At 70.5% G+C, this 15,715-nt stretch carries 13 protein-coding genes and 1 pseudogene; 6 read left to right on the forward strand and 8 right to left on the reverse strand.

Translation table 11 applies throughout. The features are described 5' to 3' along the window. Window positions 1–74 precede the first annotated feature (74 nt). Window positions 75–929, reverse strand: coding sequence for a nucleotidyltransferase domain-containing protein (locus ACN6LB_RS28720; protein ID WP_445028415.1), 855 nt, complete (start codon window positions 927–929; stop codon window positions 75–77). 131 nt (window positions 930–1,060) lie between these two features. Continuing rightward, window positions 1,061–1,735: a Crp/Fnr family transcriptional regulator gene (locus tag ACN6LB_RS28725; RefSeq protein WP_006382668.1), complete on the reverse strand. Its 675-nt coding sequence runs from the start codon at window positions 1,733–1,735 to the stop codon at window positions 1,061–1,063. A gap of 327 nt (window positions 1,736–2,062) precedes the next feature. Between ACN6LB_RS28725 and nth the strand changes: the two genes are divergently transcribed. The 3 genes from nth (at window position 2,063) to ACN6LB_RS28740 (ending at window position 5,159) form a co-directional block, all read left to right on the forward strand. Beyond that, entirely contained in the window at window positions 2,063–3,058 is a 996-nt protein-coding gene (nth, locus tag ACN6LB_RS28730) for an endonuclease III (RefSeq protein ID WP_445028416.1), read from the forward strand. An 85-nt stretch (window positions 3,059–3,143) separates the two neighbouring features. Then, window positions 3,144–3,839, forward strand: coding sequence for an NUDIX hydrolase (locus ACN6LB_RS28735; protein WP_356135108.1), 696 nt, complete (start codon window positions 3,144–3,146; stop codon window positions 3,837–3,839). A 120-nt stretch (window positions 3,840–3,959) separates the two neighbouring features. Beyond that, window positions 3,960–5,159, forward strand: a complete 1,200-nt coding sequence (locus ACN6LB_RS28740) for a MarP family serine protease (RefSeq protein WP_445028417.1) — start codon at window positions 3,960–3,962, stop codon at window positions 5,157–5,159. A 15-nt stretch (window positions 5,160–5,174) separates the two neighbouring features. Here the strand turns inward: ACN6LB_RS28740 and ACN6LB_RS28745 are convergent, their stop codons facing one another. From ACN6LB_RS28745 to acs, 5 genes are all read right to left on the reverse strand, one after another. Continuing rightward, window positions 5,175–5,354: a hypothetical protein gene (locus tag ACN6LB_RS28745; protein ID WP_356135104.1), complete on the reverse strand. Its 180-nt coding sequence runs from the start codon at window positions 5,352–5,354 to the stop codon at window positions 5,175–5,177. 171 nt (window positions 5,355–5,525) lie between these two features. Next, on the reverse strand, window positions 5,526–6,491 hold the full coding sequence (locus ACN6LB_RS28750) for an alpha/beta fold hydrolase (RefSeq protein ID WP_445028418.1): 966 nt from the start codon (window positions 6,489–6,491) through the stop codon (window positions 5,526–5,528). After that, on the reverse strand, window positions 6,488–6,976 hold the full coding sequence (locus ACN6LB_RS28755) for a phage holin family protein (RefSeq protein WP_356135100.1): 489 nt from the start codon (window positions 6,974–6,976) through the stop codon (window positions 6,488–6,490). Before ACN6LB_RS28755 ends, ACN6LB_RS28750 begins: the two co-directional genes overlap by 4 nt. 95 nt (window positions 6,977–7,071) lie before the next feature. Then, on the reverse strand, window positions 7,072–8,472 hold the full coding sequence (gene nhaA / locus ACN6LB_RS28760) for a Na+/H+ antiporter NhaA (protein WP_445028419.1): 1,401 nt from the start codon (window positions 8,470–8,472) through the stop codon (window positions 7,072–7,074). Window positions 8,473–8,689: 217 nt separating this feature from the next. Beyond that, entirely contained in the window at window positions 8,690–10,690 is a 2,001-nt protein-coding gene (gene acs / locus ACN6LB_RS28765; protein WP_445028420.1) for an acetate--CoA ligase, read from the reverse strand. 314 nt (window positions 10,691–11,004) lie between these two features. On the opposite strand from acs, the pseudogene ACN6LB_RS28770 reads away from it, so the two are divergent. Together ACN6LB_RS28770 and ACN6LB_RS28775 are read left to right on the forward strand one after the other, a co-directional pair. After that, window positions 11,005–11,335: pseudogene (locus ACN6LB_RS28770) on the forward strand (RNA polymerase sigma factor); the annotation flags it as partial. 4 nt (window positions 11,336–11,339) lie between these two features. Beyond that, window positions 11,340–11,561, forward strand: a complete 222-nt coding sequence (locus ACN6LB_RS28775) for a hypothetical protein (protein WP_445028421.1) — start codon at window positions 11,340–11,342, stop codon at window positions 11,559–11,561. Between the two features lie 72 nt (window positions 11,562–11,633). Here the strand turns inward: ACN6LB_RS28775 and ACN6LB_RS28780 are convergent, their stop codons facing one another. Continuing rightward, entirely contained in the window at window positions 11,634–14,054 is a 2,421-nt protein-coding gene (locus ACN6LB_RS28780) for a bifunctional SulP family inorganic anion transporter/carbonic anhydrase (RefSeq protein ID WP_445028422.1), read from the reverse strand. 337 nt (window positions 14,055–14,391) lie between these two features. Between ACN6LB_RS28780 and ACN6LB_RS28785 the strand changes: the two genes are divergently transcribed. Further along, entirely contained in the window at window positions 14,392–15,690 is a 1,299-nt protein-coding gene (locus ACN6LB_RS28785) for a hypothetical protein (protein ID WP_445028423.1), read from the forward strand. The last annotated feature ends 25 nt before the right edge of the window (window positions 15,691–15,715 follow it).

Genomic DNA, 15,715 nt, shown 5'->3' on the forward strand with positions numbered 1-15,715 from the left:
ATCGCGACGCCCAGCACGCCGAGAGCACGCACCGAACGCCGCTCCTTCTTCCGCGCTGATCCGTCAGAAGCCCCCTAGGACCCGGTCTGGCCGGCTTGCTCCGGACGCGGCGCCTTGAGGCCGTGCACGCGCGCGTACTCCTCGGCGAGCCACGGGCCGAGGTCGTCGACGTAGGAGCGGAGCACGGCCGGGTCGCCCGTCGGCTCGTGGCCGAGGACGGCCGCCTCGCGCAGCTGTACGGCCCGCTGCGGGTAGTACGTGCCGAACGCCTCGGCCATCTCCCCCAGGTCGCTCGTCCAGCCGTTCCAGCGGGGCATGACGAGGGTGAAGCCGGTGCGGACGAGATGGCGGGACATGAAGCGCACCAGCGGGCGGCGGGCCTCGGGCGTGTCGTCCGCCGCGGCGATCCGCTCGCGCCAGCGCGGCAGGAACAGCGCCAGGTCGCCGTTCGTCTCGCGGGCGAGGAGGGAGTCGGGGCGGTAGCGGGGCAGGAACTCGGCCAGATCCTCGCCGAGGAGGGGCGTACAGAGGCACGCGACGAACCAGCCGAGGTCGTACGTCTCCAGGTCGCTCAGCAGCCGCGTACGGCTGAACAAGAGCGTCCCGACCCCGTCGATCTCCGGGAACTCCTTGTCGAGCGCCTCACCGAGCCGCACGGCGTCGGCGCGGTCGCTCTCGGTCGGCTCCTCGTGCAGGACGAGCAGCAGATCGAGGTCGGAGCGGCCCACGCGCGCGGTGCCGCGCGGAATCGACCCGTAGAGGTAGGCGCCCGTCATCCCCGCCCCGAAGACCTCCAGCACCTGATCGCGCGCCGCGGCGACCACGGGCCGGAACGCGGGCGGGATCCGCCCGAGGGACCCTTCGCGCTCGATGTATCCCTGGGCGTCGAGCCCGATCCGCTGCCCTCTTGGGTGCTCCGTTTCGGCCATGCGCCCACTGTGCCTCGGCAGCGGCGCCGGGGCAGTTCGTTTTCCGCGTGCCCGGCCTCGGCGCACGGCTACGGGGCCCCGCCTCATGGAGAGGCGGGACCCCGTAGTCGTACGACAAAAGAAGCGGGCGGCTAGCGCGACCGCTTCGCGAGGCGCTCCACGTCCAGCAGGATCACGGCGCGGGCCTCCAGGCGCAGCCAGCCGCGGCCCGCGAAGTCGGCGAGCGCCTTGTTGACCGTCTCGCGGGAGGCGCCGACCAGCTGGGCCAGCTCTTCCTGCGTGAGGTCGTGCACGACGTGGATGCCCTCTTCGGACTGCACGCCGAAGCGGCGGGAGAGGTCCAGGAGCGCGCGGGCGACGCGGCCCGGGACGTCCGAGAAGACCAGGTCGGACATCTGGTCGTTGGTCTTGCGCAGGCGTCGGGCGACAGCGCGCAGCAGGGCGGCGGCCACCTCGGGGCGTGCGTTCAGCCAGGGCTGGAGGTCGCCGTGGCCGAGGCCGAGCAGCTTGACCTCGGTCAGCGCGGTGGCGGTCGCCGTGCGCGGGCCCGGGTCGAAGAGCGACAGCTCGCCGATCAGCTCGCCGGGGCCGAGGACGGCGAGCATGTTCTCGCGGCCGTCGGGGGAGGTGCGGTGGAGCTTCACCTTGCCCTCGGTGACCACGTAAAGGCGGTCCCCGGGGTCGCCCTCGTGGAACAGGGCGTCGCCGCGCGCGAGGGTCACCTCACTCATGGAGGCGCGGAGCTCCGCGGCCTGCTCGTCATCGAGCGCCGCGAAGAGCGGGGCGCGCCGCAGAACGTCGTCCACGAGTTCTCTCCTTGTCGACCTGCTCAGGGGATCTCTCCCTGGTGTACCAGGGGACCGTGCTCCCCATCTTGCCGGACGGTCCAAACAGTGTGATCAGTCACAAGTCTGCCGTACTGGCGTGCCGGGCAGTGCGGCAGGGGGCCAATTGGGCGCCGATCTTCAGGGTCCAGGGCGGATGTCGGTGCCGGGCTTTAGGCTGGCCGGGTGTCCAAATCGCCGGTGAGAGCACAGGCCAAGGGGGCTGGGCGGGTGGTTGTACGTCGTGATTCCGCTGTGGGCGAACAGGACCCGAGCGGACCGAAGAAAACGACAAAAGAGACAAAATCGATGTCTGAAAAACAGCCGGAGCACCAGCCCGGGAAGCAGCCCGCGAAAGCAACGGTGAAGAAGACCGCCGCGACGAAGGCGAAGAAGACCACGGCGGCCAAGAAGACCGCGGCGGTCAAGAAGGCCACAGGGGTCAAGAAAGCCACCGTCGCCCCGAAAAAGGCCACCGCCGCCGTGAAGCAGCCCGCGCCCGTCAAAACCGTCGCCAAGAAGTCACTCCCGGGCGAGTCGCCCACCGCGCTCGTGCGCCGCGCCCGCCGCATCAACCGCGAGCTCGGCGAGGTGTACCCGTACGCGCACCCCGAACTGGACTTCGAGAACCCCTTCCAGCTCGTGATCGCCACCGTGCTGTCGGCGCAGACGACCGACCTGCGGGTGAACCAGACGACCCCGGCGCTCTTCGCCAAGTACCCCACGCCCGAGGACCTCGCCGCCGCCAACCCGGAGGAGGTCGAGGAGATCCTCCGCCCGACCGGGTTCTTCCGGGCCAAGACCAGGTCGGTGATGGGGCTGTCCAAGGCCCTGGTGGCGGACTTCGGGGGCGAGGTCCCCGGGCGCCTCGAAGACCTCGTCAAGCTCCCCGGCGTGGGCCGCAAGACCGCCTTCGTGGTCCTGGGCAACGCCTTCGGGCGGCCGGGGATCACCGTGGACACCCATTTCGGGCGGCTGGTACGGCGCTGGCAGTGGACCGACGAGACCGACCCGGACAAGGTCGAGGCGATCGTCGGCGCGCTGTTCCCCAAGGGCGACTGGACGATGCTCTCGCACCACGTGATCTTCCACGGCCGCCGTATCTGCCACGCCCGCAAGCCCGCCTGCGGCGCCTGCCCCATCGCCCCGCTGTGCCCGGCGTACGGCGAGGGCGAGACCGACCCGGAGAAGGCGAAGAAGCTCCTGAAGTACGAGAAGGGCGGCTTCCCCGGCCAGCGGCTCAGGCCCCCGCAGGCCTACCTGGACGCGGGCGGCATCCCCGCGCCGCCGCTGGGGGCCGGATGACGGGCCGGACAGCCGGGCGCAGGCGGGGCCGGACGACGGAACGAAAGACCGACCCGCAGGCGTTGAAGGCAGTACGGGGGTGGCGATGACGCACGCGAGCGAAACGCAGGGCGGCAGGGTGGAGCTGAGCAAGGACGGCCTGCCCGGCTGGCTGGACCCGGTGGTGCACGCCGTCGAGACGGTGGAGCCGCTCCAGCTGAGCCGCTTCCTGCCCCCGAAGGACGGCGCGGGCCGGCAGTCCGCCGTGCTGGTCCTGTTCGGCGAGGGCGCCCGCGGCCCGGAGCTGCTGCTCATGGAGCGGGCGAGCTCGCTGAGATCGCACGCCGGGCAGCCGTCCTTCCCCGGCGGCGCCCTCGACCCCGAGGACGGCGATCCGCAGGGCGACGGGCCGCTGCGGGCCGCGCTGCGGGAGGCCGAGGAGGAGACCGGGCTCGACCCGGACGGCGTCCAGCTCTTCGGCATGCTGCCGCGGCTGTACATCCCGGTGAGCGGCTTCGTCGTCGCGCCCGTGCTGGGCTGGTGGCGCCGCCCGACGCCGGTCGGCGTGGTCGATCCGAACGAGACGGCCCGCGTCTTCACGGTCCCCGTGGCGGATCTCACGGACCCCGCCAACCGCGTGACCACCGCCCACCCCAGCGGCCACAAAGGTCCGGCATTCCTGGTCGAATCCGCCCTTGTCTGGGGTTTCACGGCGGGAATCATCGACCGGCTGCTGCACTACGCGGGCTGGGAGCTGCCCTGGGACCGGGACAAGCAGGTCCCGCTCGACTGGCGCGCATGACAGGGTGGCCTCCGTGCTGTGTCCTCCCGGAGGGCGCAGCGTCCTATTGCCGCCTGCGCGGCGGGCCGGACCCCCGGCCGGGACGAGCGACCGCAGAGTGATGAGGCGAGGCTTGAAGCAGTGAACGTGCTGGACATCCTTCTGCTGGTCGCCGCCGTGTGGTTCGCGATCGTGGGCTATCGCCAGGGCTTCGTCGTCGGCATCCTGTCGGTGATCGGCTTCCTGGGCGGCGGCCTCGTCGCGGTCTATCTGCTCCCCGTCATCTGGGGTGCCGCGACGGACGACTCCGAGGTGAGTACGACGGCCGCCGTCGTCGCCGTGGTCGTCGTGATCGTCTGTGCCTCCGTGGGGCAGGCTCTGACCACCCACCTCGGCAACAAGCTGCGCCGGTACATCACCTGGTCCCCGGCCCGCGCCCTGGACGCCACGGGCGGCGCCCTCGTCAACGTCGTCGCGATGCTTCTGGTCGCCTGGCTGATCGGCTCTGCCCTCGCCGGTACGACACTGCCGACGCTCGGCAAGGAAGTCCGCAACTCCAAGGTGCTGCTGGGCGTTTCACGGGCCCTGCCCGACCAGGCCAACACGTGGTTCGCGGACTTCTCCTCGGTCCTCGCGCAGAACGGTTTCCCGCAGGTCTTCAGCCCGTTCGCCAACGAGCCCATCACGGACGTAAAGCCGCCGGACCCGGCCCTCGCGAAGAGCGCGGTCGCCGTCCGCGCCCAGAACTCCATCGTCAAGGTCATGGGCACCGCCCAGAGTTGCGGCAAGGTCCTCGAAGGCTCCGGTTTCGTCTTCGGCGACCGCCGTGTGATGACCAACGCGCACGTGGTCGGCGGAGTCGACGAGCCCACCGTCCAGATAGGCGGAGAGGGCCGCAAGTACGACGCAACGGTGGTCCTGTACGACTGGGAGCGCGACATCGCCGTACTCGACGTACCGAACCTGAACGCGCCCGCGCTGCAGTTCGCTTCGACGGACGCGACCAGCGGTGACAACGCGATCGTGGCCGGCTTCCCGGAGAACGGCTCGTACAACGTGCAGCCCGCGCGCGTGCGCGGCCGCATCACGGCCAACGGCCCGGACATCTACCACCGCGGCACCGTACGCCGCGATGTGTACTCGCTGTACGCGACGGTGCGTCAGGGCAACTCCGGCGGCCCGCTGCTCACGCCCGACGGCAAGGTGTACGGCGTGGTCTTCGCGAAGTCCCTCGACAACGACGACACCGGGTACGCGCTCACGGCGGACGAGGTGCAGGAGGACATCGCCAAGGGTCGCACCGCCAACGAGCAGGTGGACAGCGACAGCTGCGCGCTCTGAGGAAGGGCCGGCTGCTCAGCCCCGGGGATGGCGCAGCCGTACCGAGACCCAGCGGGCCCGGCGGCGCAGAATGTGCGGGATCCCCACGCGGGGGTCCGCGCCCGGCATGTACGGGGCGCCCCTCTGATGGGAGCTCAGACCCGAGGCCGAGCGTCGGTTGCGTGCCGCGTCACTGTAGTCGTGCGTCCAGCCCATACCCCGACGTGTGCCCGTGCCTCAAGGTCGGTAATCGCCCCCACGGCCCCCAATCGGCCTATGCGCCGGGCAATTGGCCGTTCGTAGGACAAGCGTTCCCCTGTGGGGGCGGCCGGACCGCAGAGTGAGGGAAACTCCCTGCTCAGAGCGTTATTCGCCGTATTCGTGGAGTTACCGGTCGGGCTCGGGGTCCTTCAGCCAGTTGACCAGTTCCGTCGAGAACGTCACCGGGTCCTCCTCGTGCGGGAAGTGCCCGAGGCCGTCGAACAGCCGCCAGCGGTACGGCGCCTCGACGTACTGCCCGGAGCCCGCGGCGCTCCGCGTCCGCATCACCGGGTCCAGCGAGCCGTGCAGATGCAGCGTCGGGACGCGCACCGGCCGCTTCATCCGGCGGTTGAACTGGATACCGTCCGGGCGGGCCATCGAGCGGACCATCCAGCGGTACGGCTCGATCGAGCAGTGCGCCGTCGAGGGGATGCACATGGCGCGCTGGTACGTCTCCACGGCCTCGTCGTCCGGTTGCAGCGGCCCGGACCAGTCCCGGACCAGTCGGCCCACCAGAGCGCCGTCGTCCGCGACGAGTTGGCGCTCCGGGATCCAGGGCCGCTGGAACCCCCAGATGTATGAACCCGCGGCCGTCTGCTTGACGTCCGAGAGCATCGCCGAGCGCCAGCGGCGGGGGTGCGGCATCGAGGACACCGCGAGCCGGCGCACCAGCTTGGGGCGCATCACGGCCGCCGTCCAGGCCAGGTATCCGCCCAGGTCGTGCCCGACCAGCGCGGCGTCCGGCTCGCCGAGCGACCGTACGACGCCCGTGATGTCGAGCGCGAGGTTGGCGGGGTCGTAACCGCGCGGGGTGCGGTCGCTGCCGCCGACGCCGCGCAGGTCCATGGCCACGGCGCGGAACCCCGCGTCGGCGAGCGCACCCAGCTGGTAGCGCCAGGTCCACCAGAACTGCGGGAAGCCGTGCAGCAGCAGGACCAGCGGCCCGTCACCCGTTTCGGCGATGTGGAAGCGCGCGCCGTTGGCCGCGACATCCCGGTGGATCACCTCTCGTCCACCGGGAACGTCGAGCCGTACGAGCGAAGTGGGTTGCGCCGAAGGTGGTTGCCCCGCAGGGATGGAGGAGCCCGTCATGAGGACGAGCGTGCCACAGCCTCGATGGCCTCGGGCACCCGGTCCTCGGACGTCACCTCACGGGTGTGCGGCTTGGCGTTCTGCAGCACACCCGCCGACTCCTTCATGGAGGCCGCCGTCTTCTGCGCGCCCTTGCCGTTCTTCGCCTTCTTCGCGAAGACCACGCCGATCAGCGCGAGCACCCCTGCGACCAGCACGTTCGCAGCGAAGGAGAGCAGGAAGCAGACCGCCAGGTTCCAGTCGCTCCAGGTGCGGATGCCGTAGGCCAGGGCGAAGCTCAGCATCGGCAGGGAGAAGATCAGCACCGCCCCCGCGACCGAGAACGCGCCGCCGCTGACCGCACCGCGCTTGACGTCCTGCTTGAGCTGCGCCTTCGCCAGGGCGATCTCGTCGTGCACCAGCGCGGACATCTCGGTCGTCGCCGAGGCGAACAGCTGGCCGATGCTGCGTTCGGTGCCGACCGGGCTGCCGTCGGGTGCGCTCATCGCGGACTCCCTCTTCTGCATGTCTTCTGCATGTGTGTGGACCGTCTGGCTTCTGCTTCTGTCGGTACTGCTTCTGTTTGTACCGTCGCGTCAGATCATGCCGGACCGCGGTCCTCGACGCCTGCCCCGCCCGTCACTTCGGCAAGCCTGCGGTGTTCGGCGGCCTTCCGCTCGTAGATCTCGGCCATCCGCAGGTGGTACGCCGGGTTCTCCTGCTCGTAGATGTCGGGGATGCCGTCGAGGTCCTCGTCGCGCTCCTCCGCCTCGCACAGGGCGCGGTACTTGGCGTTGCGGATCTTCAGCAGGGTGCCCGCGACGACGGCGGCGATCAGGGAGCCGACCAGGACCGCCGCCTTGACCTCGGCGGTGAGCGTCGGATCGTCCGCGAAGGCGAGTTCGCCGATCAGCAGCGAGACGGTGAAGCCGATGCCCGCGAGGGAGGAGACGGCGAGGACGTCCGGCCAGGCGAGGTCCTCGCTCAGGGAGGCCCTGGTGAAGCGGGCCGTCAGCCAGGTGCCGCCGAAGACGCCGATGGCCTTGCCGAGGACCAGTCCGAGGACGACACCGAGGGTCTCGGGCCGCGTGAACACCTCTCCCAGCGCCCCGCCGGAGACGGCGACTCCCGCGCTGAACAGCGCGAACACGGGTACGGCGAGCCCTGCCGACAGCGGGCGCACGAGGTGCTCGATGTGTTCGCCGGGGGAGTGCGCCTCGCCTTCGTGGCGGTGGCAGCGCAGCATCAGTCCCATCGCGACGCCGGCGATGGTGGCGTGGACGCCGCTGTTGTACATCAGGCCCCAGATGACGAGGGCCAGCGGCACGTAGACGTACCAGCCGCGTACGCCCTTGCGCAGCAGCACCCAGAAGACGGCGAGGCCGGCCACCGCGCCGCCGAGGGCCGCGAAGTTCAGCTGGTCGGTGAAGAAGACCGCGATGATCAGGATCGCGAAGAGGTCGTCGACGACGGCGAGCGTGAGCAGGAAGGCGCGCAGCGCGGACGGCAGCGATGTGCCGAGCACCGCGAGCACGGCGAGCGCGAAGGCGATGTCGGTCGCGGTGGGTACCGCCCAGCCGCCGAGGGAGCCTTGGCCGAGGACGTTGGTGAGGGTGTAGACGAGCGCGGGCGCGGCCATCCCGCAGAGCGCTGCGGCGACCGGCAGCAGCGCGGCCTTCGGGTCCCGCAGCTCGCCGGCCACCAGTTCGCGCTTGAGTTCGATACCGGCGACGAAGAAGAAGACGGCGAGGAGGCCGTCGGCGGCCCAGTGCTGCACGGAGAGGTTCAGGCCGAGGAACTCGGGCCCGACGTGGAAGTGGGAGACGCTCTCGTAGCTGTCCCGGAGCGGGCTGTTCGCCCAGATCAGCGCGGCGATCGCGGCGAACAGCAGGAAGATTCCGCCGACGGTCTCGGTGCGCAGCGCGTCCGCCACGAAGTTCCGCTCGGGCAGCGACAGACGGCCGAGGAACTTGCGGTTGCTGGGGCTGGGGGGCGCGGCCACGGGGGAGACCTCCGGTCGGGTGGGCAGGACAGAGCACTTGCCGACCAGACTTCCCGGCACACCTCAAAACCTTCTTGTCACGCTGTTGACGCGTTCCTTAGCTTACCTAAGGTTGGCGCGGGGGCGCCTGCCCGGCCGGAGGGCGCCCGCCCGGCACCGCGCACAAAGGTGCCCGGGGTCTGTTGCTCACCCCGGGCACCTCTGTGTGCGTGAGCCCTCAGTCCTCGCTGGGCGCCGCGGGCAGCTTCGCCTGGATGAGGTCCATCACCGTGGAGTCCGTGAGCGTCGTGACGTCCCCGAGCTCCCGGTTCTCGGCGACGTCGCGCAGCAGCCGCCGCATGATCTTCCCGGACCGGGTCTTGGGCAGCTCCGCCACCGGCAGCACCCGCTTGGGCTTGGCGATCGGCCCCAGTGTCGTACCGACGTGGTTGCGCAGGTCGGCGACCAGCCCCTCGTCGTCGGCGGAAGCCGTCCCGCGCAGGATGACGAAGGCGACGATGGCCTGCCCGGTCGTCTCGTCGGCGGCCCCGACCACGGCGGCCTCGGCGACCGACGGATGCGAGACGAGCGCCGACTCGACCTCGGTCGTCGAGATGTTGTGCCCGGACACCAGCATCACGTCGTCGACGCGCCCGAGGAGCCAGATGTCACCGTCCTCGTCCTTCTTGGCCCCGTCCCCGGCGAAGTACTTGCCTTCGAACCGCGACCAGTACGTGTCGAGGAACCGCTGGTCGTCGCCCCAGATCGTGCGCAGCATCGACGGCCACGGCTCGGTCAGCACGAGGTAACCGCCACCGCCGTCGGGCACTTCGCGTGCCTCGTCGTCGACGACGGTCGCGGAGATGCCCGGCAGCGCCCGCTGCGCGGAGCCCGGCTTGGTCTCCGTCACGCCCGGCAGCGGCGAGATCATCATCGCGCCGGTCTCGGTCTGCCACCACGTGTCGACGATCGGCGTACGGTCCGCGCCGATGTGCTTGCGGTACCAGATCCACGCCTCGGGGTTGATCGGCTCGCCCACGGACCCGAGCACCCTGAGGCTGCTGAGGTCGAACTTCGCGGGGATGTCGTCGCCCCACTTCATGAACGTACGGATCGCGGTCGGCGCCGTGTACAGGATGGTGACCCCGTACTTCTGCACGATCTCCCAGAACCGCCCCTGGTGCGGGGTGTCCGGTGTGCCCTCGTACATGACCTGCGTGGCGCCGTTCGCGAGCGGCCCGTACGTGATGTACGAGTGCCCGGTCACCCAGCCGATGTCGGCCGTGCACCAGTAGACGTCGGTCTCCGGCTTGAGGTCGAAGACGGCGTGGTGGGTGTACGCGGCCTGTGTCAGGTAGCCGCCCGAGGTGTGCAGGATGCCCTTCGGCTTGCCCGTCGTCCCGGACGTGTAGAGGATGAACAGCGGCTGCTCGGCGTCGAACGCCTGCGGCGTGTGCTCGGCCGGCTGCCGCTCGGTGATCTCGTGCCACCACACGTCGCGGCCGTCGGTCCAGGCGACCTCCTGCCCGGTCCGGCGTACGACGAGGACGTGCTCGACCCGGTCGACCCGGTTCAGCGCGTCGTCGACGGCGGGCTTGAGCGCGGCGGGCTTGCCGCGCCGGTAGCCGCCGTCCGCGGTGATGACGACCTTGGCGTCGGCGTCCTCGATGCGGGTCGCGATCGCGTCCGCGGAGAACCCGCCGAAGACGACGGAGTGCGCGGCGCCGATACGGGCGCACGCGAGCATCGCGACGACCGCCTCGGGGATCATCGGCAGGTATACGGCGACGCGGTCGCCCTGCTGCACGCCCAGCTCGGTCAGGGCGTTGGCTGCCCTGGAGACCTCGTCCTTGAGCTCGGCGTAGGTGATGGCCCGGCTGTCGCCCGGCTCACCCTCGAAGTGGATCGCGACCCGGTCGCCGTTGCCGGCTTCCACATGGCGGTCCACGCAGTTGTACGCGACGTTCAGCTTCCCGTCGGCGAACCACTTGGCGAACGGCGGGTTCGACCAGTCCAGCGTCTCGGTCGGCTCGGTGGCCCAGGTCAGCCGGCGGGCCTGCTCGGCCCAGAAGCCGAGCCTGTCAGCCTTGGCCTGCTCATACGCCTCCGCGGTGACATTGGCGTCTGCGGCCACGTCGGCGGGCGGCGCGAACCTGCGCTCTTCCTTCAGCAGGTTGGCCAGGCTTTCGTTGCTCACGACATCTCCCTTTCCCAGGGTGTCCGTTGTGTCCCAGGCCACAGCTCATCAGACCGGAGGGTCCGGTGACAAGGGCCGACCTGAAATTGGTTTAGACCTATGAGACTCGATGATGACTCCACAAGTCTCCACGGGGCCGTGGTGCCCCTCCGAGACAACTGCAGAGGTACGTACACAGCCACGTGCCGTCGGTCCGCCGGGTTCACCCGGTAACGCTTCCCGGGTCCCGGCCCAAGTACTGGCGAAGTACCCCTGAAGCGAAGGAGACACCGAGGGGAACGGATACGGGCGGGCCCGCCGCCGCGGCACGTGATCCACAGCTCTTCGAACAGTTCTACCGGCGCCATGTCGACGCCGTGACACGTTTAGTCGCCCGGCGTGTCGACGACCCGCACACCGCCGCCGACCTGACCGCCGAGATCTTCCTCGCGGTCCTGGACTCCGGCGACACCAACGGCCGGCCGCCGCGCATGCGCGGCCCTCGTCCGCCTCCCGGACGGCGAACGAGCCCTGCTGGAACTGATCACGGTCGACCAGCTCACGCTCACGGAGGCGGCCCCCGCGCTCGGCATCCGCCAGGTCACCGCCCGGGTCCGACTGCACCGGGCCCGCAAGGCACTGTGCGCGGACGCCGACTCGTCGACCGCGCACACGCCGGACGCACCACTGTCGTACGCCACCGGGGAGAGGCATGAACACGAAGACCACGTTCGAGGACCGACTGCCGGCCGAGCTTCAGGACGAGATCGAGCTGCGCGAGACCAGCCGGGCCGAGGGGGCCGAACCTGCGGCGCAGCCCGCTGCGAGGCGCCGCCTGGTCACGCCGCCCAGGGCACGCGCCGGCCGCGGGGGCCTGCGCCGAGGTCGCGCTCGCTGTGGTGCTCGTGCCGGGTTCACCGGCCGACTCAAGTGACCCGGAACGTAGCCCGTCCGGGCCCCCTGCGGTGGGGCCCCGTACCTAGGGGCCGCACACCCGACACCGCGATCACGCGGACAGGTCCGCCGCCCCCACGTGGTCGAACACACCGTCTCCGCCCGTCTCGGCCAGCAGATACGCCTGCGCCTCACCCACGTGGAAGTACATCCCGTGCAGCTCCAGCGCCCCCTCCCGCAGGGCCCGCGCCACGGACTGGTGTGCCCGCAGATGCTCCAACTGCTGCACCACGTTGGTCAGACAGAGCTGCTCCACCGCGTCGGCGGGCGCCCGTCCGGCCAGCCGTGCCCAGGGCCGGTCCTCGGCGGCCATCCGCTCCAGGCTCGGCAGCCCGTGCCGCAGCCACCGCTTGAGCGGCGTCTGCGCCCCGCCGGGTTCCGTGTTCAGCAGGGCCTGCATCGCCCCGCACCCGGAGTGCCCGCACACCGTGATGGACCGCACCTGCAGCACGTCCACCGCGTACTCGATCGCCGCCGCCACCGAGTCGTCCCCGCTCTCCTCGCCGGGCTGGGGGCAGCACGTCCCGGCGTTGGTCGGGGGAGGGACGAGATTGCCCACATTGCGTACGACGAAGAGGTCGCCCGGACCACTGGAGGTGATCATCGAGGTGACGAGCCGGGAGTCGGCGCAGGTCAGGAAGAGCTGCGACGGCCGCTGTCCCTCCCGCGCGAGCCGGGCCAGCTCACCGCGGACCAGGGGAGCGGTGTTGCGCTGGAACGCGCTGATGCCGCGCGCCAGTTGATGCCCACTCGGCCCACTCGGCCCGCTCAGCCCACTCGGTCCGGAGGAGGAGGCGGCGGGCGTCCGGCCGGGCTCGTCCGAAGAGTCGCCGAAGCCGGTCGGCGCGGACTGCGGGCCCTCGCAGTGGTGGTTGCGCCAGGGTGTCCATGGCCGGCAGCGGCAGTGGGACGAACCCGCCGGTTCGGCGATCCGCGATCCGGCACGCCCGGCCACCTCGACCGCGCCACCCTGCGCGAGGTGGGCGCTCTGCCAGTCCTGCAGCGATTCGTACGCGGCGTGATCCATGAACGAGCCGTCCAACTCCACGACAGCGTCGACCCCTTGGGGCACCTGGTGCAGTACACGGCTGAGCCGTGGCACCGCGAGGAACGTCAACTGCCCTCGTACACGTACGTAATGGACTCCATCTCTCTCCTCGTGCGTGATGCGCGTATGGGCCAGGCGGTTCAGGGCGACGCCGACGGCCACGGCGACTCCCAGTGCCACACCCTCGAGAACTCCGAGGAACACGACGCCGAGTGTGGTGACGGCGTAGACCAGGACCTCGCGGTGGCGGGTGACCGTGCGGATGTGGTGCAGGGACACCATCTGGATACCGACGGCCATCACCAGGGCGGCGAGCGAGGCGAGCGGGATCAGCTCCAGGGCGGGGACCATCAGCAGCGCGGCAACTACTACCCAAACGCCGTGCAGCATCGTGGAGTTCCGGCTCACCGCACCGGCCCGCACATTCGCGGAACTCCGTACGGCGACCCCGGCGACCGGCAGCCCGCCCAGCGCCCCGGAGACGATGTTGGCGGCGCCCTGGCCGAGCAGCTCCCGGTCGAGGTTCGAACGGCTGACCCGGCCCTGCAGTTCCGGCCGCTTGGCCGCCAGCTTGTCCACGGCGACGGCGCCGAGCAGCGACTGCACGCTGCACACCAGGGTGATGGTCAGGACGGCGGCGGCGATCCCGAGCACGGGTCCCTCGGGCATACCGGCCAGGGCGTGACTGCTCCAGGACGGCAGGTCGACCCTGGGCAGAGTCAGCCCGGCGAGCGAGGCGGTCGCCGTGGCCCCGGCGACGGCGACGAGCGCGGCCGGCACCTTGCGCAGCACCCGCCCCACGCGTCCGGGGATCCGCGGCCAGACGAGCAGCAGAGTCAGGGTCAGCGCGCTCATCGCCGCCGCGGCGGGATGCAGGTGAGCCAACTGGGCGGGCAGCGCGCGGAGGTTGTCGAGAACGGAACTCTGCGGGGTGCCGCCCAGCACGATGTGCAGCTGGGCGACGGCGATGGTCACACCGATGCCGGCGAGCATGCCGTGCACGATCGCGGGACTGACGGCGAGCGCCGTACGGGCCACGCGCAGGCAGCCCAGACCCAGCTGGGCGAACCCGGCGAGGACGGTGATGGCGCACGTCGCACGCCATCCGTAGTGGTGGATGAGCTCGGCGGTGACGACCGTGAGGCCAGCGGCAGGGCCGCTCACCTGGAGCGGTGAGCCGCCGAGCCGTCCGGCGACGAGTCCGCCGACGGCGGCGGCGACGAGCCCCGCCTGGAGCGGTGCGCCGGTGGCGAGGGCGATGCCGAGGGACAGCGGCAGGGCGATCAGGAAGACCGCGATCGAGGCCGACAGATCTGCGCCCGCGACACGGAATCGGCGGGGCGGAGCCGGCGGGGGGCTGTGGGGCTGGTGGATGCGCTCCTGCCGACTCGGGTCGGTGGCGCGGGTGGGGACGCAGGCGGACATGGTTCCCGTCTCCTCCGGGGCAGCGCGGTCGCGGAACAGGGGCTCCCCGTCGATGGCGGGGGGTCGGGTCGCGGCCGTGGGTCACGGCGTGCAGCGGCGGGATATCTCAACGCTCGGTAAACGGATCGTAATGCAGAGTAAAGGCCCTGTGTGGAGATTTGTGGCAAATGGGGCAGTAAATCACTCTCCGGGGTGAAGTGAGCTTTTGATCGGCTTGTCGTATTTGTTCCTTCTCGGTCCCGTGTCACCTTGGCGGCGCTGTCGACACATCGCTGCACATCACCCCAGAACGCCCTCATCAGCGTTGCCCGGACCGAAGGAAGAAGGTGGGCGGAAGATGGCCGCCACCCAGAGGATCGCCGCGGGCGTAGCACTCGCCGCGGCCTGTGCCACGGCGCTCGCCGGTTGCGCGTCGGGAACCACTGGCTCCCATGAGTCCAGTGGTTCCACCGGTACCAAGCAAGGTGCGCACGGCGCGAAGAAGGCGCCGGGGGCCGCGGCGCCCAAGAGCGCGGTCCGCCTGATCGGCGACGGCTCCACCTCGTACACCGGGGCGCAGCCGCACCTGCCCAGGCCCGTACGGCTGAAGCCCGGCCAAAAGCCCCCGCAGTTCGTGGTCTTCTCCTGGGACGGCGCCGGCGAGGACAGCCAGAAGCTCTTCTCGCACTTCCGGGAGGTCGCCAAGGCCAACCGGGCGACCATGACGTACTTCCTGAGCGGCGTGTACATGCTGCCGGAGGAGAAGCGCGATCTGTACCGGCCGCCGGAGCACTCGCCCGGCCGCTCCGACATCGGCTTCAACGACGAGCAGGGCATCGGCGACACCGTGAAGCAGCTGCGCGGCGCGTGGCTGGAGGGCAACGAGGTCGGCACGCACTTCAACGGTCACTTCTGCGGCAGCGGAGGCGGCGTCGGTGAGTGGTCGGTCGCGGAGTGGAAGAGCGAGATCGCCCAGGCGAAGGGGTTCGTGAAGTCCTGGAAGACGAACGCGGCCATGAAGAAGGCCTCCCCGCTGCCCTTCGACTACGAGAAGGAACTCATCGGCGCCCGCACGCCCTGTCTGGAGGGCCAGAAGAACTTCATGAAGGCGGCCCGCCAACTGGGCTTCCGCTACGACTCCAGCGGCGTCAACAACCAGATCTGGCCCAACAAGAAGGAGGGCCTGTGGGATCTGTCGATGCAGCTCGTACCGGTCCCCGGCCGCGCCTTCGAGACGCTCACCATGGACTACAACTTCATGGTGAACCAGTCCGGCACCGCGACCCAGGGCGACCCCGGCAAGCAGGAGTACTGGGGCGACCAGATGCGTGACGGCCTGCTCAAGGGCTTCCAGCGCGCCTACGACGGCAACCGCGCGCCCCTGATCATCGGCAACCACTTCGAGTCCTGGAACGGCGGCAACTACATGCGCGCCGTCCAGGAGGTCATCGAGCGCGTCTGCACCAAGTCCGAGGTGCGCTGCGTCTCCTTCCACCAGCTCGCCGACTGGCTGGACGCCCAGGACCCGGCGACCCTGGAGAAGCTGCGCACGTTGAACGTCGGTGAGGCCCCGAAGACGGGCTGGGCGTCGTTCCTCTCGGGCCGTCCCGCCCCGGCGCCGAAGGGCGTCCCGGGAGCTCCGGCCGCAAAGCCGTAACCGGGACGCACACCGCGACCGGGCA

This window comes from Streptomyces sp. SAS_270 (genome assembly GCF_052543295.1).

Coding starts and splice junctions, on each gene's coding strand:
- ACN6LB_RS28720 (WP_445028415.1), bottom strand. CDS start 929: ATGGCCGAAACGGAGCACCCAAGAGGGCAGCGGATCGGGCTCGACGCC.
- nth (WP_445028416.1), top strand. CDS start 2,063: ATGTCTGAAAAACAGCCGGAGCACCAGCCCGGGAAGCAGCCCGCGAAA.
- ACN6LB_RS28735 (WP_356135108.1), top strand. CDS start 3,144: ATGACGCACGCGAGCGAAACGCAGGGCGGCAGGGTGGAGCTGAGCAAG.
- ACN6LB_RS28745 (WP_356135104.1), bottom strand. CDS start 5,354: ATGGGCTGGACGCACGACTACAGTGACGCGGCACGCAACCGACGCTCG.
- ACN6LB_RS28750 (WP_445028418.1), bottom strand. CDS start 6,491: ATGACGGGCTCCTCCATCCCTGCGGGGCAACCACCTTCGGCGCAACCC.
- ACN6LB_RS28755 (WP_356135100.1), bottom strand. CDS start 6,976: ATGAGCGCACCCGACGGCAGCCCGGTCGGCACCGAACGCAGCATCGGC.
- ACN6LB_RS28775 (WP_445028421.1), top strand. CDS start 11,340: ATGAACACGAAGACCACGTTCGAGGACCGACTGCCGGCCGAGCTTCAG.
- ACN6LB_RS28780 (WP_445028422.1), bottom strand. CDS start 14,054: ATGTCCGCCTGCGTCCCCACCCGCGCCACCGACCCGAGTCGGCAGGAG.
- ACN6LB_RS28785 (WP_445028423.1), top strand. CDS start 14,392: ATGGCCGCCACCCAGAGGATCGCCGCGGGCGTAGCACTCGCCGCGGCC.